This is a genomic window from Roseateles sp. GW821-FHT09H10, assembly GCF_059415865.1.
Genome location: NZ_JBWKOB010000002.1, coordinates 94,265 through 114,391 on the forward strand (window position 1 = coordinate 94,265; position 20,127 = coordinate 114,391).

The window sequence follows — 20,127 nt, forward strand, 5'->3', positions numbered from 1 at the left end:
CATGCAACTGACCGCCGACCAGCATCTGCTCAAGGACCTCAACCGCATGGCCATCGTGCGGCAGTTGAGCGCCTGCCCGGGGCAGTCGCGCGCGGCTCTGGCTGAGACCCTGCAGCTGACCAAGTCGACCGTCAGCACGCTGACCAGGGAGCTGATCAAGGAGGGCTGGCTGCTGGAACGCGAGGTGGTCGCCACCGGCGAACTGGGCCGCCGGCCGACGCCGCTGTTCGTCGACCCCGGCCGTCTGGTGCTGCTGGGCGCCGAGCTGGGTGTGGACGGCGTCAACGTCGTCGCCACGTCGCTGACCGGCGATGTGCTGGCGCGCGCCCGCTCGCCGCTGGACGCCAGCCGCGATGCTCATCTCGCCCTGGTGCGCGCAGCCAAGCTGCTGATGCAGCTGCATGCCCGGCTGGACACGCCGGCCCAGCGCGTCATCGGCATCGGCATCGGCATCCCCGGCGCCGTCGACGAGGCGCGCGGCCATCTGCACTTCGCCCACAACCTCGGCTGGCGCAACCTGCCCGCCGGCCGCATGCTGGCCGAGCATCTGCGCGGCACGCCGCTGCAGGCCGTGCCCCTGTTCGTGCAGAACGACGCCGACATGGCCGTCATGGGTGAGCTGGAGTTCGGCGCCTGCAACGAGACCACGCCCGACCCGCTGATCTACCTCAGCCTGGGCACGGGCGTCGGCGCGGGCATCGTCGTCGAGGACAGGCTGCTGACCGGTGCCCACGGCCTGGCCGGCGAGGTCGGCCACACGACGCTGGACATCGACGGCCCGCGCTGCAGCTGCGGTCGCCGCGGCTGCGCCGAGGCCCTGATCGGCTTGCGAGCCATGCTGCCCGAAGTGGACGCGAGCTGCGGCGTGACCGAGGTGCAGCGCCGCCTGCACACGCGCATGCCCGGCAGCGCCGAGGCCGTGGCCCAGGCCGGCCGCTACCTCGGCATGCTGCTGGCCAATCTCTGCGCCGCCTACGACCCCGGCCGCATCGTGCTCGGTGGCCCGGCCGTCGAACTCGGCGCGCCCTTTCTGCATGCCGCCTTCCAGACGCTGGAAGGTTTTGCGGCCGCCGCCAACGTGGCCACGCCGACCGTCACCCTGACCCGCTTCGGCAACGACGCCGTCCCCGTCGGCGCTGCTGCACTGGCGCGCTACCGACTCACCCGCCCCTTGATCGCCGCCCGCCGCCTGGCCGCGGCCGCCTGAAACTCATGATCACCAATCCCATCCTGCCGGGCTTCCACGCCGACCCCTCGATCTGCCGCGTTGGCGACGACTACTACATCGCCACCTCCACCTTCGAGTGGTGGCCCGGCGTGCGCATCCACCATTCGCGCGATCTGAAGCACTGGCGCCACCACAGCTATGCCTGCACGCGCAAAAGCCAGCTCGACCTGACCGGCCACCCCGACTCGGCCGGCGTCTGGGCGCCCTGCCTGAGCTACGCCGGCGGCCAGTTCTGGCTGATCTACACCGACGTGCGTTCCACCATCGGCGCCTTCAAGGACACGCACAACTACCTCATCACCGCGCCCAGCATCGACGGGCCCTGGAGCGAGCCCATCTATCTGAACAGCTCGGGCTTCGACCCCAGCCTCTTCCACGATGAAGACGGTCGCCACTGGCTGGTCAACCAGCAGTGGATCCACCAGCCCGGCAAGCACCACTTCAACGGCATCCTGCTGCAGGAATACGACCACGAAGCGAAACGCCTGGTCGGCCCGGTGAAGAACATCTATGCCGGCACCGAGCTGCAGGTCGTCGAAGGTCCGCATCTGTACCGCCGCAAGGGCTGGTACTACCTGCTGACGGCCGAGGGCGGCACCTTCTACGAGCATGCCGTGACGCTGGCGCGCTCGCGCAACATCGACGGCCCGTATGAAACCCTGCCCGGCAACCCGCTGCTGACGGCCTGGAAGCAGCCCACCGACGGCCTGCAGCGCAGCGGCCATGCCAGCCTGGTCGAGACGCAGCACGGCGACTGGTACCTGGCCCACCTCTGCGGCCGACCGCTGGAATGGAGCGGTCCGAACGCCGACATGCAGAACGGCGTCTACGAAGGCCTGCACTGCCCGCTGGGCCGCGAGACCGGCATCCAGCGCATCCACTGGCGCGACGACGACTGGCCCGAGATCGAGGGCGGCGGCAGTGCGCCGCGGCTGCGGGTGGCCGAGCCCGGCCTGCCCGAACATGTCTTCGCCGCCGAGCCGGCGCGCGACGACTTCGACGGGGTGAACCTGAACCACGACCTGAACTCGCTGCGCGTGCCTTTCGACGAGAGCTGGATCTCGCTGACCGAGCGCCCCGGATGGCTGCGCGTCAAGGGCCGCGAGTCGCTGATGAGCCTGTTCGACCAGAGCCTGGTCGCGCGCCGCCAGCAGCACTTCAACTGCCGCGTCGAGACGCGCCTGGAGTTCGAGCCCGAGCTGTTCCAGCAGATGGCCGGCCTGGTGGCTTACTACAACACCAGCAACCACGCCTATCTGCACGTCAGCCGCGACGTCGACTCCAACCAGCGCGTGCTGCGCCTGACCGTCAACCGCGATGCGGCGCTCAGCGAGCCGGCGACGGCTGTCGAGCTGAAGGACGGCCCAGTCGACTTGGCCGTCGAGTTCAAACACGACCGCTACCAGTTCCAGTTCGCCCAAGGTGGGGCCTGGCAGGACATCGGCCCGGCCCTGGACGCTGCCATGCTCAGCGACGAGTTCGCGACCCAGTTCGTCAACGGCTTTGCGCGCAGCTTTGGCTTTACGGGCAACTTCATCGGCATCGCCTGCCAGGATCTGTCGGGTCAGCGGCTTGCAGCGGACTTCGACCATTTCTCTTATGAAGCCAGGCCCTGACGCCTGACCCATCCATAACAAAAGACGAGACAAACATGGCCACCACCCACCATCGCCTCTCCTTCATGGAGAAGGCCGGTTACAGCTGCGGCGACGCCGCGGCCAACCTGGTCTTCATGTCCATGATCCTGTTCCAGCTGAACTTCTACACGGACGTGTTCGGCCTGAGCGCCAACACGGCCGCGGCGATCCTGCTGTGGCCGCGGCTGTGGGACGCCATCTTCGACCCCGTCATGGGCGTGCTGGCCGACCGCACCAACACGCGCTGGGGCAAGTTCAGGCCGTGGGTGCTGTGGACCTCGGTGCCCTGGGCCATCGTCATGGTGCTGGCCTACACCGCGCCGGACCCGGCCTGGGGCTGGAGTACCGGCATGGTCATCGCCTATGCCGGCATCACCAACACGCTGCTGATGACGCTGTACAGCATGAACAACATGCCCTACTCGGCCATGAGCGGCGTCATGACCGGCGACCTCAACGAGCGCACCAAGCTCAACTCCTTCCGCTTCGTGTCCGTCAACGTCGCGCAGTTCGCCGTCGGCGGCCTCACGCTGCCGCTGGTGGCCAAGTTCGCCCAAGGCGCCGACCGTGCGCATGGCTGGCAGGTCACGATGAGCATCTGGGCCGTGTGCTGCCTGGTGCTCTTCCTGGTCACCTTCTTCACGACCCGGGAGCGCATCAAGCCCATCGTCGAGACCCACAGCTCGCCCAAGCAGGACTTCAGCGACCTGCTGAAGAACGGCCCCTGGATCGCGCTGGCGCTCTACACGCTGTTCCAGTTCGCGATGCTGTCGCTGCGCGGCGGCGCCCACTACAACTACTACCACCACTACGCCGACAAGGGCGCGATGTTCGACTTCGTCGCCGCCCTGGGCCTGACGACGCCCGATGCCGCCGGTACCGGCAGCCTGGCCGACAGCCTGGGCTACATCGTCCACGGCACGCGCGACCAGCTGGCCAGCTCCAACGTTGCCGATGTCTTCAACAGCATCATCAACATGGCCGGCACGGCGACGACCATCGTCGTCATCATGCTGTCCATGGGCCTGTCGGCGCGCTACGGCCGGCGCGCCATCGGCATCGTCTGCTTCGGCCTGTGCACGCTGACGGCCTGCGCCATGTATCTGCTGCCGCCAACCGCCGTCTGGGCCATGCTGGGCCTGCATGTGCTGAGCGCCATCGTCTACGCGCCGACCGTCGCCGTCATGTGGTCCATGTACGCCGACGCCGCCGACTATTCCGAATGGCAGACCGGCCGCCGCTTCACCGGCATGGTGTTCGCCACCATCGGCTTCACGTTGAAGGCCGGCCTGGCGCTGGGCTCGGCCAGCCTGCTGTGGATGCTGGCCGGCTTCTTCGGCTACGACACGCAGCTGCCCACGGCGCCCAACGCCATCGAAGGCTACCGCGTGATGTCCAGCTTTGTCGTCGGCGCGCTGTTCGCCGCCTGCACGGTCTGCCTGATGGCCAACAAGCTGGACAAGGAGACCACGCTGCGCATGGCCGACGAACTCGACCAGCGCCGCCGCAAGGCTGGCGTCAACCCCGATGACGACGCAGGCTCGGCCAACGCCGTTCCAGCCACCGCCTAACACTTCACCCACACCCACCTGATCCCGCTGTAAGGACCCTGCCATGAGCACCGCCTATTCCGACCTCCCCACCGTCAAGTACGAAGGCCCCAACTCCACCAACCCGCTGGCCTATCGCTGGTACGACGCCAAGCGCGTCGTGCTGGGCAAGACCCTGGCCGAGCATCTGCGTCCGGCAGTCTGCTACTGGCACAACTTCTGCTGGAAGGGCGAGGACGTCTTCGGCCTGGGCGCCACCGCCTTCCAGCGCAACTGGTTCGCCGAGAGCGATGCCGTCAAGTCGGCCCAGCTGAAGCTGGACGCCGCCTTCGACTTCTTCGGCAAGCTGGGCCTGCCTTACTGGTGCTTCCATGACCGCGACGTGGCCCCCGAAGGCGCGACGCTGGCCGAGTCCAACCGCATCCTGGACGGCCTGCTCGAAGCCGCCGCCAAGAAGATGCAGGACCAGAAGATCGGCCTGCTGTGGGGCACGGCCAATCTGTTCTCCAACCCGCGCTTCATGAGCGGCGCGGCCACCAACCCCGACCCGGAAGTCTTCGCCTACGCCGCCGCGCAGGTCAAGCATGTGCTCGAGTGGACGAACCGCCTGGGCGGCCAGAACTATGTGCTGTGGGGCGGCCGCGAAGGCTACGAGACCCTGCTGAACACCGACCTCAAGCGCGAACTGGCCCAGTACGGCCGCTTCCTGAGCGCGGTCGTCGAGCACAAGCACAAGATCGGCTTCAAGGGCGCCATCCTCATCGAGCCCAAGCCCCAGGAACCCACCAAGCACCAGTACGACTACGACAGCGCCACGGTCTACGGTTTCCTGAAGACCTATGGCCTGGAGAACGAGGTCAAGGTCAACCTGGAGGTCAACCACGCCACCCTGGCCGGCCACAGCTTCGAGCATGAAGTGGCGACCGCCTGCGCCCTGGGCATCTTCGGCTCCATCGACGCCAACCGCGGCGACGAGCAGCTGGGCTGGGACACCGACCAGTTCCCCAACAACCACGCCGCCCTCGTGCCGGCCATGCTGGAGATCATCCGCGCCGGCGGCTTCACGACAGGCGGCACCAACTTCGACGCCAAGGTGCGCCGCCAGTCCATCGACCCCACCGACCAGCTCGAGGGCCATATCGGCGGCATGGACACCATGGCCCGCGCTTTCCTCAGCGCAGCGGCGCTGTATGAGAGCGGTCAGCTGGAGAAGGCTGTTGGCGATCGCTATGCAGGTTGGGAGGGCGACCTGGGCAAGAAGATCCACGGCGGCGCCAGCCTGGATGATCTGGCTGCTGTCGTGCACGCTCAAGGCATCTCGCCCATTGCTCGCTCCGGCCGTCAGGAGCGCCTGGAAAACATCGTCAACAACTTCGTCTAGGCCTGTTGACCCCTCGCCCAGTCTCGCCCTGCTGCACGCGGGCGAGCCCAGTCGGTCCCCCGAGGGGACGGTGATGCTTGCCGGATCGACCGGCAAGCACATCACCAACGCGGGCCGGCTAGGGAGCGGCCCGGCGCTCGGCCCGCAAGCAATGCAAAGCTGACAACGAACTGCACATCATGTTTCTAGGCATCGACCTCGGCACCTCCGAGCTGAAGCTGCTGCTGCTCGACGAGCAGCACCGCATCGTCGCGACCACCGGCGTCGCGCTGACCGTGCAGCGGCCCCAGCCGCTGTGGAGCGAGCAGGACCCGGCCGCCTGGTGGGAGGCGCTGGACCAAGGCATGGCCAAGCTGGCCAACAGCCACGGCCCGGCGCTGGCCCGCGTGCGCGGCATCGGCTTGTCTGGGCAGATGCATGGCGCCGTCACGCTGGATGCAGCCGACCGCGTGCTGCGGCCGGCCATCCTGTGGAACGACGGCCGCAGCAGCGCCCAGTGCGCCGAGATGATGGCCGCCTGCCCCGAGCTGCCGGCCATCACAGGCAACCTGGCGATGCCGGGCTTCACCGCGCCCAAGCTGGCGTGGATGCGCCAGCATGAACCCGAGCTGTTTGCCCGCGTCGCCAAGGTGCTGCTGCCCAAGGACTGGCTGCGCCTGCAGCTCAGCGGCTCCTACGTCAGCGAGATGAGCGACGCGGCCGGCACCCTGTGGCTGGACGTGGCCAGGCGCCGCTGGTCGCCCGAGGCGCTGGCGCTGACGGGCCTGACCGAGGCCCAGATGCCGCGCCTGGTGGAAGGCAGCGAGCCCAGCGCCGGCCTCAAGCATGAGCTGGCCGAGCGCTGGGGCTTGCGCGCCGGCATTGCTGTCGCGGGCGGCGGCGGCGACAACGCGGCCAGCGCCGTCGGCATGGGTGTCGTCAAGCCGGGCCAGGGCTTTCTGTCCCTCGGCACGTCGGGCGTCATCTTCCTTTGCAACGCCGCTTTCAGCCCCAACCCGGATCGCGCCGTCCACGCCTTCTGCCATGCCCTGCCCGACACCTGGCATCAGATGAGCGTCATGCTCAGCGCGGCGAGTGCGCTGCGCTGGGTCACGCAGACGCTGGGCGAGCCCGACGAAGCGACGCTGATAGCCAAGGTCGCCGCGCTCAGCGACACGCAGCGCCAGCAGGCGCCCCTCTTCCTGCCCTATCTCAGCGGCGAACGCACGCCGCACAACAACGCCCATGCGCAAGGCGTGTTCTTTGGCCTCACGCACGAGCATGGCGCGGCGGCCCTGGGCTATGCCGTGCTCGAAGGCGTGGGCTTTGGCCTGCTGGACGGCTGGCAGGCGCTCCAAGCCGGCGGCGGTACGGCGGAGTCGTTGTGGCTGGTGGGCGGCGGTGCGCGCAGCGAGTGGTGGGCCAAGCTGCTCGCATCGCTGTTGAACGTGCGCCTCGTCAACGGTGTCGGCGCGGAAGCCGGCGGCGCCCTCGGTGCCGCGCGCCTGGCTTGGCTGGCCTGCGGCGGCAGCGTCGACGAGGTTTGCCGGACACCCGAGATCGCCCGCGTGGCCGAGCCCGATGCCGCCCTCGCCGCACGACTGAAGCCGCGTCACGCGCGCTTCCAGCGCCTCTACCAGGCCGTGCACGGCGAGTTCCAGGCCTAGGCCGCAGGCGCGCCGGCTGCCATGGCCATGGGGCGGCGCCAGCGGTCTGCGGCCACCTCCTTTCGGTGGCATCACACTTGCTTAAGCCGACTATCAGCGCGTTACAAAAGATGCGCCTTTCAGACGGAGCAAGAGGAGAGAAGCCATGCCGAAGGAGGACATCCGCGTCGTCCTGGTCGATGACGACCTGGACGCCTGCGAAGCGTTGAGCGAGCTGCTCAAGGACGATGGCTACAGCGTGCGCTTCGCCACCACGGCGGAGGACGCCATCACCGCCGTGGCCGAGTACCAGCCCGTCTGCGCCCTGCTCGACCTCGGCCTGCCCGACCTCGACGGCGTCGAGCTGTCCAAGCGCCTGCGGGCCCGCTACGGGTCCGATCTCGTCCTCATCGCCGTCACCGGCCGCTGTGGCGCCAAGGCCCACGACGAGGCCATGGAAGCCGGCATCGACCATGTGCTGAGCAAGCCCCTGTCAGTCGAGAGGCTGAGGCGTTTCTTCCCCCCACGCGGATAAGTTGACGGCAAATTTTTCCGATTGCCGCCTTCTCCGGCCCACGCCAGGCCACGCCCCCACTGAACGCCAGATGCCCGCCGCGCGCGGCATGCGTCTTGCGTTCCGCCAGGGTTTCGCAGAGCAGAGCCACTCACCCAAGGGCCAGCGATGACCGACATCCGCGCCGAAGACACGAGTCAATTCAACCGCATCCTCACCCGCAACGTCGCCATGCCGCTGGCGATGGGCTTGATCAGCATCATCCTCTTCGCAGGCCTGCTGTGGCGGCTGATGGACCTGCTCAACTGGGTGGACCACACCCATCGCGTGGTCGCCAAGGGCCATGAACTGTCGACGCTGATCGCCGACCAGGAAAGCGGCATGCGCGGCTTCCTGATCTCCGGTGAAGAGGCCTTCCTCGGTCCCTATCTGCTCGGCCAGTCCAAGTTCGGCGCCGAGTTGCTGGGCGCGCAGCAGATGGTGGGCGACAACCCCTCACAGGTGGAACGGCTGCGCCGTGTCGGCGCGCTGTCGCAGCGCTGGAACGAGTTCGCGCAATCCGTCATCGAGATGCGCCGTCGCGGCGAATCGGTGGAGAAGGCCGTCCGCATGCAGACGGGCAAGCAGCTGGTGGATGAGATGCGCCGCGAGCTGCGGACCTTCGGCGAGAACGAGCTGCGCCTGCTGCGCGATCGCAATGAGGATGCGCAGCACGGCACCTGGACGACGGTCGGCGTCTTCACCGTGGCGCTGCTGGTTTTCAGCGGCCTGATCGCCTGGGCCGGCCGGCGCGACGTGCTGACGCTGTCACGCGAGTACGGAGACGCCCTGGCCGAAACGCGCAAGACCGCGCAGGACAACGAGGACCGTGCCTGGCTGCGCGGCGCCCAGGCGGAGCTGAGCCAGCAGCTGGCGGGCGAGCCCGCGCTGGCCGGCATCGGCGGCGTCACGCTGGCCTTCCTGGCCGAGCGCGTTGGCGCGGTCGTGTCGGCCGCCTTCGTGCGCGGCGACGATGGCCATCTGCGCCGCGTGGCCGCGCATGGCCTGCCGGCCGACGGCGCCGAGCCCATCGACGCCGAGAGCGGCCTGCTGGCCCAGGTGTGGCGCGACGCCCGCGCCATGCGCCTGCCCGATCTGAAGGCCGACTTCCTGAAGGTGGCCACCAGCCTCGGCGAGGCCGTGCCGCAGGAAATCATGCTGGTGCCCGCCATCAGCGAGGGCCGCGTCAACGGCGTGCTGGAGCTGGGCTTCATGAACGCACCGGACGCCCGCACGCTGGCCTTGCTGGAGCAGCTGCAGCCCATGCTGGGCGCCGCGGTGGAAGCTGCCCATTTCCGCAACCGCCTGCAGCTGTCCGTCGAGGAGACCCGCCAGCTCAACGAGGAACTGCAGGTGCAGCAGGAAGAGCTGCGCTCGGCCAACGAGGAGCTCAGCGAGCAGGCCCGCGTGCTCAGCGAATCGCAGCTCAACCTGGAAGAGCAGCGCGCCGAGCTGGAGCAGACCAATGTGCAGCTCGGCGAGCAGGCGGAGACCCTGTCGCGCCGCAATGCGGCCCTGGGCCAGGCCCAGGCCGACCTGAAGGAACGCGCCCAGGAGCTGCAGCGCGCCAGCCGCTACAAGAGCGAGTTCCTGGCCAATATGTCGCACGAGCTGCGCACGCCGCTGAACAGCTCGCTGATCCTGTCCAAGCTGCTGGTCGAGAACCGCCCCGGCAATCTGACGGCCGAGCAGCTCAAGTTCGCCACCACCATCCACTCGGCCGGCCAGGACCTGCTGACGCTGATCAACGACATCCTGGACCTGTCCAAGGTCGAGGCCGGCAAGCTGGAGATCGCACCGCGCGCCGTCGACCTGCGCGCCCTGGTCGACGGCCTGCGCCGCATGTTCCTGCCGCTGGCCCAGGACAAGCAGCTGCGCCTGGAAACCCGCCTCGCCACCGGCCTGCCCGCCGCCATCATCAGCGACAGCCAGCGCGTCGAGCAGATCCTGCGCAATCTGCTGTCCAACGCCATCAAGTTCACCGAGAAGGGCACGGTGACGCTGAGCATCGAACCGCGTGGTCCAGCGTCGGAGGGCCGCATCGGCTTCGTCGTCACCGACACCGGCATCGGCATTCCGGCCAGCGACCAGCAGCGTGTCTTCGAAGCCTTCCAGCAGGCCGACGGGGCGCTGAACCGCCGCTTCGGCGGCACCGGCCTGGGCCTGTCGATCTCACGCCAGCTGGCCAACCTGCTCGGCGGCGAACTGCACCTGAGCAGCGTCGAAGGCCAGGGCAGCCAGTTCACGCTGATCCTGCCGGCCGAGCTGCAGGGGGCCGGTCCGGCCGAGGCGCCGCCGGTGGCGCCACCGCCGCCGGCGGCCTGGCTGGCGCCGCTCGCCCCTCCTGCAGCCGATGAAGCGCGAAGCATGCCCGCCTTCGCCGACGACCGCGCCGAGCTGACGCCCGACGCCGCGCCGCAGCGCCTGGCCCTGGTCGTGGAGGACGACGAGAGCTTCGCCGGCATCCTCTTCGACCTGGCCCACGAGATGCAGTACCGCTGCCTCGTCGCCACGCATGGCCGCGAGGCCCTGGAGCTGGCCAGCGCCCACCTGCCCCAGGCCATTCTGCTGGATGTGCGTCTGCCGGACGGCTCGGGCCTGTCGGTACTGCAGCGTCTCAAGGAAGACCCACGCACCCGCCACATCCCCGTGCACATCATTGCGGGCGAGGACTTCCGCGACGTGGCCCTGCCCATGGGCGCCGTCGGCACGGCCATCAAGCCGACGACGCGTGACGAGCTCGTCGACATCTTCCGCAAGCTCGAGCGCCACGGCACCGAGCAGGTCCGCCGCCTGCTGCTGGTGGAGGACGACCAACGCCAGCGCGAGAGCGTCGCGCACCTGATCGCCGACGATGACGTCGAGGTGGTGGCCGTCGAGCGCGGCGAGGAGGCGCTGAAGCTGCTGGACGAGCAACACTTCGACTGCATGATCATCGACCTCAAGCTGCCCGACATGGACGGCACCGAGCTGCTGTCGCGCATGGCCGCGCGCAGCGTCGAGAAGACGCCGCCGCCCGTCATCGTCTACACCGGCCGCAACCTCAGCCGCGAAGAGGAGGCCGAGCTGAACCGCTATTCGCGCTCCATCATCATCAAGGGCGCGCGCTCACCCGAGCGCCTGCTGGACGAGGTGACGCTGTTCCTGCACAAGGTGGAGTCGCGCATGCCCGCGGAGCACCGCGACATGCTGCGCACGGCGCGCAACCGCGAGCTGGTGTTCGAGGGCCGCAAGGTGCTGCTGGTGGACGACGACGCCCGCAACATCTTCGCGCTGACGAGCGTGCTCGAGCAGCGCGGCCTGATGGTGGAGCCGGCCCGCAACGGCGTCGAGGCCCTGGAGAAGCTCGAGACCCACGCCGACATCGACATCGTGCTGATGGACGTCATGATGCCCGTCATGGACGGCCTGGAAGCCACGCGCCGCATCCGCGCCGACGCGCGCTGGCAGAAGCTGCCCGTCATCGCGATCACGGCCAAGGCCATGCGCGACGACCAGGAGCAATGCCGCCGCGCGGGCGCGAATGACTACCTGGCCAAGCCGCTGGATCCGGACCGATTGATGTCACTCCTGCGCGTGTGGCTGCCCAGCCTGGAGCGGCACTGATGCCCCAGGCCGTTGTCGACCTGGAAGTGCGCCTGCTGATGGAGGCCATCTACACGCGCTACAGCCACGACTTCCGCGAGTACTCGGGGGCCTCGCAGAAGCGCCGCGTGCTGCACGCCGTGCAGCAGCTCAAATGCGACTCCATCTCGGCCCTGCAAGGCCTGGTGCTGCGCGATCCCAAGGCCTTCGCCCAGCTGCTGGAGATGCTGACCATCCCCTTCACGGAGATGTTCCGCGAGCCCGAGTTCTTCCTCGGGCTGCGCCAGCATGTCATGCCGGTTCTGCACACCTATCCGTCGCTGAAGATCTGGGTGGCCGGCTGCGCCAGCGGCGAGGAGGTCTATTCCCTGGCCATCCTGCTGCAGGAGGAGGGCCTGCTGGAGCGCAGCCTCATCTACGCCACCGACATCAACCCCGCCGCGCTGGAGCGCGCCCGCCAGGGCATCTTCCCCATCGCCGACCTGCAGCAGTACACGCGCAACTACCAGGCGGCCGGCGGCAAGGAGAGCTTCTCCAACTACTACACGGCGGCCTACGACGCCGCGCGCTTCGACCGCGAGCTGTGCCGCCACGTCACCTTTGCCGACCACAGCCTGGCCACCGACCACGTCTTCGCCGAGACCCACCTGATCTGCTGCCGCAATGTGCTGATCTACTTCAACCGCAAGCTGCAGGACCGCGCCCTCGGTCTGTTCTCGCAGTCGCTGTGCCACCGCGGCTTCCTCGGCATCGGCAGCAAGGAGAGCCTGGACTTCTCAACCCACGGCTCCGACTTCGAACCCGTGGTGCTGCGCGAGCGCCTGTTCCGCAAGAGATGACCATGCGCCGCCCCGCCTCCATCGACCTCATCGTCGTCGGTGCCTCGGCCGGCGGCGTCGCGGCGCTGCTGGCCCTGCTGGCGCCGCTGCCGGCGGGCTTCGCCCTGCCCATCGTCACCGTGCTGCACCTGCTGCCCCGCCACCGCAGCCGGCTCGAGAACGTGCTCGGCCACCGCCTCGCCCTGCCGGTGCGCGAACCCGAGGACAAGGAAGCCATCCGCGCTGGCACCGTCTATGTCGCGAGCGCCGACTACCACCTGCTGGTCGAGGCCGATCGCAGCTTCGGCTTCAGCAGCGAGGCGCCGGTCAGCTTCGCCCGCCCCTCCATCGACGTGCTGATGGCCTCGGCCGCCGACGCCTATGGCCCGTCGCTGGCCGGCGTGCTGCTGACCGGCGCCAACATGGACGGCGCCGAGGGCATGGCTGCCATCCATGCGCGTGGCGGCCTCACGATCGTGCAGCAGCCTGGCGACGCCGACGTGTCCACCATGCCCGAGGCGGCCATTGCCCGCAGCCGGCCCGATCACATCCTGCCCTTGAAGGACATTCACGCGATGCTGCTGCGCCTGGGCGCCCACGGAGCGGCGGCATGAACGCGCGCATGAGCGACGACGTCGCCAAGATCCTCCTCGTCGACGACCTGCCCGAGAACCTGCTCGCGCTCAGAGCCCTGCTGCGCGACATGGACCGCCTGGAGGTGCACACGGCGACGTCGGGCGACGAGGCCCTGTCCCTGCTGCTGGAGCATGAGTTCGCGCTGGCCCTGCTGGACGTGCAGATGCCCGGCATGACGGGCTTCGAGCTGGCCGAGCTGATCCGCGGCAGCTCGCGCACCATGCATCTGCCCATCGTCTTCGTCAGCGCCGCCGACCGCGAGCCCACCTACCCCTTCCGGGGCTACGAGAACGGCGCCGTCGACTTCCTCTACAAGCCGCTGGACGGCCATGCGGTCAAGAGCAAGGTGCGCGTCTTCACCGAGCTGCACCTGAAGAGCCGCGAGCTGCGCCGCCAGCTCGTCGAGCTGGAAGCCGCCCGCGTCGAGCAGGAGCGCCTGCTGGCCACGCTCACCCAGACCCAGGCCGAACTGCAGCGCGCGCTGGCCATGCGCGACGAGTTCATGTCCATGGTCTCGCACGAACTGCGCACGCCGCTGAGCGTGATGACGCTGGATTCGGTGATGCGCCAGGAGAAGCTGAAGAAGGGCGACCTCGCCTACTTCGGCCCCGAACGCCTGCAGTCCATGGTGGCCCGCGACGGGCGCCAGCTGCGCAGCATGACCCGCCTCATCGAGGACATGCTGGACATCTCGCGCATCCAGCACGGCAAGCTGTCCATCCGCCCGGACCGCACCGATCTCGGCGAACTGGCCCGCCACATCGTGGCCGACTTCGACACCCACTACCGCAAGGTGCCCCTGCAGGTGCAGGCGGCCGAGGGCATCGTCGGGGACTGGGACGACAGCCGCATCGGCCAGGTCCTCGTCAACCTGCTCAGCAATGCGCTGCGCTACGGCGACGGCAAGCCGGTGCAGGTGGAGGTCGGCCGCACGCCCGAGGGCATGGCCTTGCTGGCCGTGACCGACCAGGGCGGTGGCATCGCGCCCGAAGACCAGCAGCGCATCTTCGAGCAGTTCGAGCGCGGGGCCGGCGCGCAGGGATCGCCCGGCATGGGCCTGGGCCTCTTCATCAGCCGCTACTTCGTGCAGGCCCATGGCGGCAGCCTGACGGTGCAGAGCACGCCGGGCGCCGGTGCGCGCTTCGAGGTCAGGCTGCCGCTGGCCTGAGCGCGCCCGCGGCTGGCCTCGGCTTTGCGCTTGCGCATCGCCGAGACCTTGAACCGACTCAGCGGCGGCGGCGTGCCGCGCCGGCCGCAGCGGCCAGCGCCAGCCCGGCCAGCGCGAAGGACGCCGGCTCCGGCACGGTCGAGGCGGGCAGCAGCTGGTTCAGCTGGGTCATGCGGAACTGCGTCTCGCCATTGAAGCCCGAGTAGGAGAAGTCGTTGGCCGAGGTCCCGTTCTGGCCGACCCGGATCCACCATTGCGAAGAACCGCTGCCGATGCTGCAGCCGCCGGCGTAGCAGTTGTTGCCGAAGTGCGCTTCCAGGATGTTGCCCACGGCGTCGACCCAGAGCCAGCCGCTGTTCGCCGTCGTTTCATCGAAGCTGAAGCCGCCGAAGGACACGTCGAGGTCCACGAACAGGCCGAGGCCGCCGACGAAGCCGCCACCGCTGGGAACCACGGCATCGTCGTAGGTGAACGAACCGATCTGCGGGCCGAAGGTCAGCGCGCCTGCGGTCGAGCTGAACTCGAACTGTCGGGTCACCAATCCGGCTTCGGCGCAGAGGGGCAGCAGCGCGGTGGCGGCAAGGGCCAGAGCGGTGGTCAGACGGCGAACCTGGGTCATGAATTCCTCCTGTGAAATGACCAGCGGCTGCAAGCAAGTGTTGCGCCACCGCTTGAACCGCAAGCACCTGGGCGGGTCGTAGTCCTGGGTTGTAAAGCCTGCCGACACCCTGCGCTCGCGGCGCCAGCGCGGCCTGACGCCGGATCAGAAGCTCTCCCAGTTGCCCCCCTCGTCGGCGGCCATCGCGGGCCGGGCCGTCGTCAACGCCGGCCTGGGCGCTGGCCGGGGCGCCGCGGGACGCGCCGCGGGGGACGCCCGCCTGGGCGGCGGCGCCTGCACCTCGGCGCCGAGCTTGAACTGATCCACCACCTCGGCCAGGCGTGCGGCCTGGTGCTTGAGGCTCTCGGCGGCAGCGGCCGACTCCTCCACCAGGGCGGCGTTTTGCTGCGTGACCTGGTCGAGCTGGTTGACCGCCTCGCTGACCTGGCCGATGCCCTTGGCCTGCTCACCACTGGCCGCATCGATCTCGCCGATCAAGTCGGCCACTCGCTTCACCTGGGCCACGATCTCGCCCATGGTGCTGCCGGCCTCGGCCACCAGCTGAGAGCCGACGTCGACCCTCTCGACGCTCTGACCGATCAGGCTCTTGATCTCCTTGGCGGCCTCGGCCGAGCGCTGGGCCAGCACCCTCACCTCGCCAGCCACGACCGCAAAGCCCCGCCCCTGCTCGCCGGCACGCGCCGCTTCAACGGCCGCGTTCAGCGCCAGGATATTGGTCTGGAAGGCAATGCCGTCGATGGTCGCGATGATGTCGACGATCTTGCGCGAGCTGGTCGTGATCTCGTCCATGGTGCTGACGACACGGTCCACCACCTCGCCGCCCTTGGCCGCCACGCCACTGGCACTGGTGGCCAGCTGGGTGGCCGTGCGCGCGATATCGGCGTTCTGCCTGACCGTGGCGCTCATCTCCTCCATGGAGGCCGCCGTCTGCTGCAGATTGGACGCCTGCTCCTCGGTGCGCTGCGACAGGTCGGCATTGCCGGTCGCGATCTCGGAGGAGCCGGTGGCGATGGAGTCCGAGCTGTGGCGCACCTGGCTGACGATGCGCGCCAGGTTGTCGTTCATGGCGGCCAGCGCGCGCAGCAATTGCGCCACCTCGTCCTGGCCGCGCACCGTGATGCTCTGGCGCAGGTCGCCAGCGGAGACGGCCTCGGCCAGCTGCACGGCGACGGCCACTGGCTGGGTGATGGAGCGTGTGATCAGCCAGGCCAGCACCACGCCCATGCCGATGGCGAAGACGGCGGCCGACAAGGTGATCCATTCGGCGCGGCGCTGCACGGCCTGGGCCGCCTCGAACTCCTGCTGGGCCACGCGCACCTGCAGGGCCTGCAGCTGCCCGAGGCTTTCGGCCACCTGCGGCGCCATCTCGGCCACCTTGCCTTCATACAGGGCACGCGCCGCCTCCGCATCGCCCTTCAGCAGGGCGGCCCGCGCTGGTGCCAGGCCTTGCTGGGCATAGCTGGTGCGCGCGGCGACGAAGCGGTCGGCCAGCTGCTTCTCCTCGGCCGTCAGCCGGGTGGCCAGGTACTTCTTCTGCAGCTCGTCGATGGCCTTGATGTTGGCCGCCATCTCCTGCGTGTGCTTCTCGACGACGGCGGGCTCGGGCTTCAACATCATGTCGGCCAGCAGGAAGCGATTGCGTATCGTCAAGCGGCTGATGTCGCCCAGCTGGGCCAGCGGCACCGTGCGGTCCTGGTAGACCGTCTCCAGGCCCGCCGCCACCTGGCCCAGGCTGGCCCGCCCCAGCAGCGCGACCAGGGCCAGCAAGGCCAGCACGACGCCGAAAGCGAGGCCCAGGCGAGGGCCGATCTTGATCTGCTTCAACCAATCCATCGCGTTCTCCCGTTAGGAGACCGACTCTAGGCAGGGGCTGACTACGCTGTCAAAGGATTTGTGCGGCGCAACATGCGAGCAAGTGCCGGGTTCGCCGGGCAGGGCGTCCGGCAAACTATGGCACAGCCATGCGCCCGCCATCCCCACAGCCCCAGCCGCCCTCCCTCTCCTTGGAACGCCGCCGCTGGACGGCGGTGTTCTCACTGCCCTTTGCCTTCGTCATGGCATTCAGCGGCCTGTATTCCTTGCTGTGGCTGCCGCAGCTGCTGGGCCCGAAGCTGGGTTGGGCGATGGGCCTGCTGGGTGCGCTGACTTGCCTGGCCGTGGCGGCAAGCCTGGCCGTGCCAGCCTGGAAGGCCTTGCGTCAGACCGGCCCGGCCCTGGTCGTCGACGCGCGCGGCATCACCGACAACTTCCACCTCAACGCCCACCTGCCCTGGCACGTCATCGCGTCCGCCAGCGTGGAGCTTTACAAGGGAGGTGCGTTGGTGCTGGTGCTGCGTCCCGGAGCCCGCCCGCGCGACGGCGAGGTGGTGCGCGCGAGTTTCTGGCGCCGCCTCTTCAGTGGCGGGGATCTGAGCATCCCCCTGGGCAGCCTGGCGCACAACCCCCGGCGCCTTAGCGAGGCCTTGCAGGCCCACCTCGCGCAGCAGCGCCGCGGCGCCTCAGACAAAGCGCGTTGACAGCCTGACCACCAGCTGGGGCTCGGGCGCCACGGCGCGGGGCCGCCTGTGCGCCAGCAGGTCCAGCATGGCCGCGACCGCGCGGCGGCCCAGTTCGGCCGGCGACAGATTGACCGTCGTGCGCGGCGGGCAGGCATGGGCCGCAGCCAGCAGGTCGTCGAAACCGACGACGGAGACATCCTCGGGCACGCGCAGGCCATGGCCGTAGAGCGCCTGGACGGCACCGGTGGCCATCTGGTCGTTGGCGGCGAACAGGGCCGAGAACTCGATGCAGCGGCGCAGCAGGTCTTCCACGCCGCGTTCACCGCTGGACTCCTGGTAGTTGCCGCGCACCACCAGGGCCCGGTCCAGGGCAATGCCCGCCTCCTCCAACGCAGCCTTGTAGCCCTGCTCACGCTCGACGGCGTCCGGATGGGTCGGGTCGCCCGTGATATGGGCGATGCGCCGGTGGCCGCGCTGGATCAGATGCCGCGTCGCGGCACGCGCGCCCTCGAAGTCGTTGGAATGCAGGCAGTGCAGGCCCGGCGCCCGCAGCTGGCGGCCGGTGGCCACGACGGGCAGTTCTTGGGCCAGCTCGGTCAGGAAACGGTCCTCCAGCATGCCGGTCAGCACGATGATGCCGTCCACGCGGCGCGCCTTCAGCGACTGCACGCAGCGCTCCTCCTCGCGCCGGTCCCAATGCCCGCTGGCGACCACCAGGCCATAGCCGGCCTTGGACAGGGCCTCCTCGACGCCGCGCAGCGTCCAGGCATAGCAGGGGCTCTCGAAATGCTGGACGACGATGCCGATGGTGCGCGAGCGCCCGTCGGCCAGGGCGCGCGCAATCGTGTTGGGCACGAAGCCCAGGCGGGCGATGGCGGCGAGCACGGCTTCGCGCTTCTCGGGCCGCACATGCGGGGCGTTGTTGATCACGCGCGACGCCGTCGTCGTCGACACGCCGGAGGCATCGGCCACCATGCGCAATGTGGCGGCATGGGAAGAGGTGGGGGGATGGCTTTTCATGAAACCGGATGAAATGACAACGTTGTCAGATTCCTGCAATCGTGCATCAAGATTGGCAATCGATCAAGCGGGGGCAGCCGAAAACCTGGCTTGTCGATTTGGTGGCCCGTCGTTCGTCGTGGGGGTGAAGTGGCGGAATCGGTCCGCCGCATCCGGGAGACATGACGATGCGATTCCTTTCGATGATCAGCGGCGACGAGACCTCGACCCAGGCCCCCAGCGAGCAACTGATGGCCGACATGGGCCGGCTGATCGACGAGCTCACCCGCAGCGGCGAGCTGATCAGCACCGCCGGCCTGCGGCCGACGTCGGAGGGCGTGCGAGTGCGGCTGCACCGCGGCGGCCTGCTGTCGGTGGTGGACGGCCCCTTCACCGAGACCAAGGAGGTCATCGCCGGCTTCGCCATCTTCGAGGCGCCGTCGCGCGACGCCGCGCTGGCCCTGACGCATCGCTTCCTGAAGCTGCACGGCAGCGACTGGGACCTGGTGTGCGAGGTGCGCCAGATCGACGAAGCCGGCTGCGCCCTCTCCGATGCTTGAGGACGGGACCGCCATGCCTTCCCTGACATCCACCCTGCGCGAGCACTACCGCTGGGTCATCGTCGCCGCCGGCGGCCTGCTCGGCTGCGTCGCCATCGGTGCCCTCTTCTCCCTGCCGGTGCTGCTGCGGCCCATCGCGCTGGACACCGGCTGGTCGACCACGGGCATCTCCACCGCCATGACCATCGCCTTCGGGGCCATGGCCGCCGGCAGCATGTTCTGGGGTGCCCTGTCCGACCGCATCGGGCCGCGCCTCGTCGTCGTGGCGGGCACCCTGCTGCTCATCGCCGGCCTGGCGCTGTCCAGCCTGGCGACGTCGCTGACGGCCTTCCAGCTCTGCTTCGGCGCCGTCGTCGGCGTCAGCGCGGCGGCCATCTTCGCGCCGCTGATGGCCTGCGTGACGGGCTGGTTCGACACCCGCCGCAGCCTGGCCGTATCCCTGGTGTCGGCCGGCATGGGCATGGCCCCCCTGACCATGTCGCCCCTGGTGGCCTGGCTGATCCAGGACCATGACTGGCGCAGCACGCTGCAGATCCTCGCCGTGCTGGTGGCTGTGCTCATGCTGCCTGCCGCGCTGCTGATCCGCCGTCCGCCGGCTTTGGCCCAGGCCGCGGCCTCGCCCGGGGCGCCGCAAGAGACAGGCCCCTCCGTCGGCCAGGCCCTGCGCTCGGCCCCCTTCATCATCCTGGTGCTGACCAGCTTCCTGACCTGCGCCACCCACTCCGGGCCCATCTTCCACACGGTCAGCTATGCGGTGACCTGCGGCATCCCGCTGATGGCGGCCGTGTCCATCTACAGCCTGGAGGGTCTGGCCGGCATGGGCGGTCGCATCGTCTTCGGCCTGCTAGGCGACCGCTTCGGCGCGGCACGCACCCTGGTGCTGGCCCTGCTGGCCCAGGCCATCGTCGTACTCGGCTACATCTACGCCCGCGAGCTGAAGAGCTTCTACACCGTGGCCGCCCTGTTCGGCTTCACCTATGCCGGCGTGATGCCGCTGTTCGCCGTCATCGCGCGCGACAACTTCCCACTGCGCATGATGGGCACCGTCATCGGCGGCACCGCCATGGCCAGCAGCATCGGCATGGCCCTGGGGCCCGTATTGGGCGGGCTCATCTACGACGCCTTCTCCAGCTACAGCTGGCTCTTCATTGCCGCCTTCGCGCTGGGCATGGGCTCCTGCCTGTGCGCGCTGGTCTTCACGCGCCTGCCGAAGCGGCCCCTGGCCGCGGTCGCGGCATGAGCGCCGCCGGATGGGCCTTGATGGCGGCGG

16 protein-coding genes are annotated in these 20,127 nt (G+C 69.0%); 13 read left to right on the forward strand and 3 right to left on the reverse strand.

Annotation, left to right across the window (positions count from 1 at the left end; all coding sequences use genetic code 11):
- The first annotated feature begins 1 nt into the window (after window position 1).
- The 10 genes from AC07OY_RS08305 (at window position 2) to AC07OY_RS08350 (ending at window position 14,181) form a co-directional block, all read left to right on the forward strand.
- On the forward strand, window positions 2–1,207 hold the full coding sequence (locus tag AC07OY_RS08305) for an ROK family transcriptional regulator (RefSeq protein ID WP_495042082.1): 1,206 nt from the start codon (window positions 2–4) through the stop codon (window positions 1,205–1,207).
- 5 nt (window positions 1,208–1,212) lie between these two features.
- Window positions 1,213–2,844, forward strand: coding sequence for a glycoside hydrolase family 43 protein (locus AC07OY_RS08310; RefSeq protein ID WP_495042083.1), 1,632 nt, complete (start codon window positions 1,213–1,215; stop codon window positions 2,842–2,844).
- Between the two features lie 35 nt (window positions 2,845–2,879).
- Window positions 2,880–4,436, forward strand: a complete 1,557-nt coding sequence (locus AC07OY_RS08315) for an MFS transporter (RefSeq protein ID WP_495042084.1) — start codon at window positions 2,880–2,882, stop codon at window positions 4,434–4,436.
- Between the two features lie 43 nt (window positions 4,437–4,479).
- Entirely contained in the window at window positions 4,480–5,796 is a 1,317-nt protein-coding gene (gene xylA / locus AC07OY_RS08320; RefSeq protein WP_495042085.1) for a xylose isomerase, read from the forward strand.
- A gap of 179 nt (window positions 5,797–5,975) precedes the next feature.
- The gene (gene xylB / locus AC07OY_RS08325; RefSeq protein WP_495042086.1) at window positions 5,976–7,442 is read left to right on the forward strand and encodes a xylulokinase; all 1,467 of its coding nucleotides are present in this window, start codon (window positions 5,976–5,978) and stop codon (window positions 7,440–7,442) included.
- Between the two features lie 145 nt (window positions 7,443–7,587).
- Entirely contained in the window at window positions 7,588–7,956 is a 369-nt protein-coding gene (locus AC07OY_RS08330; protein ID WP_495042087.1) for a response regulator, read from the forward strand.
- Window positions 7,957–8,103: 147 nt separating this feature from the next.
- The gene (locus tag AC07OY_RS08335; protein ID WP_495042088.1) at window positions 8,104–11,580 is read left to right on the forward strand and encodes a response regulator; all 3,477 of its coding nucleotides are present in this window, start codon (window positions 8,104–8,106) and stop codon (window positions 11,578–11,580) included.
- Window positions 11,580–12,398, forward strand: coding sequence for a CheR family methyltransferase (locus AC07OY_RS08340; RefSeq protein ID WP_495042089.1), 819 nt, complete (start codon window positions 11,580–11,582; stop codon window positions 12,396–12,398). Before AC07OY_RS08335 ends, AC07OY_RS08340 begins: the two co-directional genes overlap by 1 nt.
- A gap of 2 nt (window positions 12,399–12,400) precedes the next feature.
- A complete protein-coding gene (locus AC07OY_RS08345; protein WP_495042090.1) occupies window positions 12,401–12,991 on the forward strand; it encodes a chemotaxis protein CheB in 591 nt (196 codons plus the stop codon).
- Window positions 12,988–14,181, forward strand: a complete 1,194-nt coding sequence (locus AC07OY_RS08350) for a hybrid sensor histidine kinase/response regulator (RefSeq protein WP_495042091.1) — start codon at window positions 12,988–12,990, stop codon at window positions 14,179–14,181. Before AC07OY_RS08345 ends, AC07OY_RS08350 begins: the two co-directional genes overlap by 4 nt.
- 58 nt (window positions 14,182–14,239) lie before the next feature.
- On the opposite strand, the gene AC07OY_RS08355 is transcribed toward AC07OY_RS08350, so the two are convergent.
- Both AC07OY_RS08355 and AC07OY_RS08360 read right to left on the reverse strand, forming a co-directional pair.
- Window positions 14,240–14,800 carry a PEP-CTERM sorting domain-containing protein gene (locus AC07OY_RS08355; RefSeq protein ID WP_495042092.1) on the reverse strand — a complete coding sequence of 187 codons (561 nt, stop codon included), beginning with the start codon at window positions 14,798–14,800 and terminating at the stop codon, window positions 14,240–14,242.
- Window positions 14,801–14,944: 144 nt separating this feature from the next.
- Window positions 14,945–16,633: a methyl-accepting chemotaxis protein gene (locus AC07OY_RS08360; protein ID WP_495042093.1), complete on the reverse strand. Its 1,689-nt coding sequence runs from the start codon at window positions 16,631–16,633 to the stop codon at window positions 14,945–14,947.
- A 170-nt stretch (window positions 16,634–16,803) separates the two neighbouring features.
- On the opposite strand from AC07OY_RS08360, the gene AC07OY_RS08365 reads away from it, so the two are divergent.
- Window positions 16,804–17,316 (forward strand): hypothetical protein, encoded by a 513-nt coding sequence (locus AC07OY_RS08365; RefSeq protein ID WP_495042094.1) that lies wholly within the window; start codon window positions 16,804–16,806, stop codon window positions 17,314–17,316.
- Here AC07OY_RS08365 and AC07OY_RS08370 read toward each other — a convergent pair.
- Complete coding sequence (locus AC07OY_RS08370) at window positions 17,299–18,318, reverse strand: LacI family DNA-binding transcriptional regulator (RefSeq protein WP_495042095.1); 1,020 nt, start codon at window positions 18,316–18,318, stop codon at window positions 17,299–17,301. The genes AC07OY_RS08365 and AC07OY_RS08370 overlap by 18 nt on opposite strands.
- Window positions 18,319–18,485: 167 nt before the next feature.
- Here AC07OY_RS08370 and AC07OY_RS08375 point away from each other — a divergent pair, with 167 nt between their 5' ends.
- Both AC07OY_RS08375 and AC07OY_RS08380 read left to right on the forward strand, forming a co-directional pair.
- Complete coding sequence (locus AC07OY_RS08375) at window positions 18,486–18,857, forward strand: YciI family protein (protein ID WP_495042096.1); 372 nt, start codon at window positions 18,486–18,488, stop codon at window positions 18,855–18,857.
- A gap of 13 nt (window positions 18,858–18,870) precedes the next feature.
- A complete protein-coding gene (locus AC07OY_RS08380) occupies window positions 18,871–20,097 on the forward strand; it encodes an MFS transporter (RefSeq protein WP_495042097.1) in 1,227 nt (408 codons plus the stop codon).
- Window positions 20,098–20,127 lie beyond the last annotated feature (30 nt).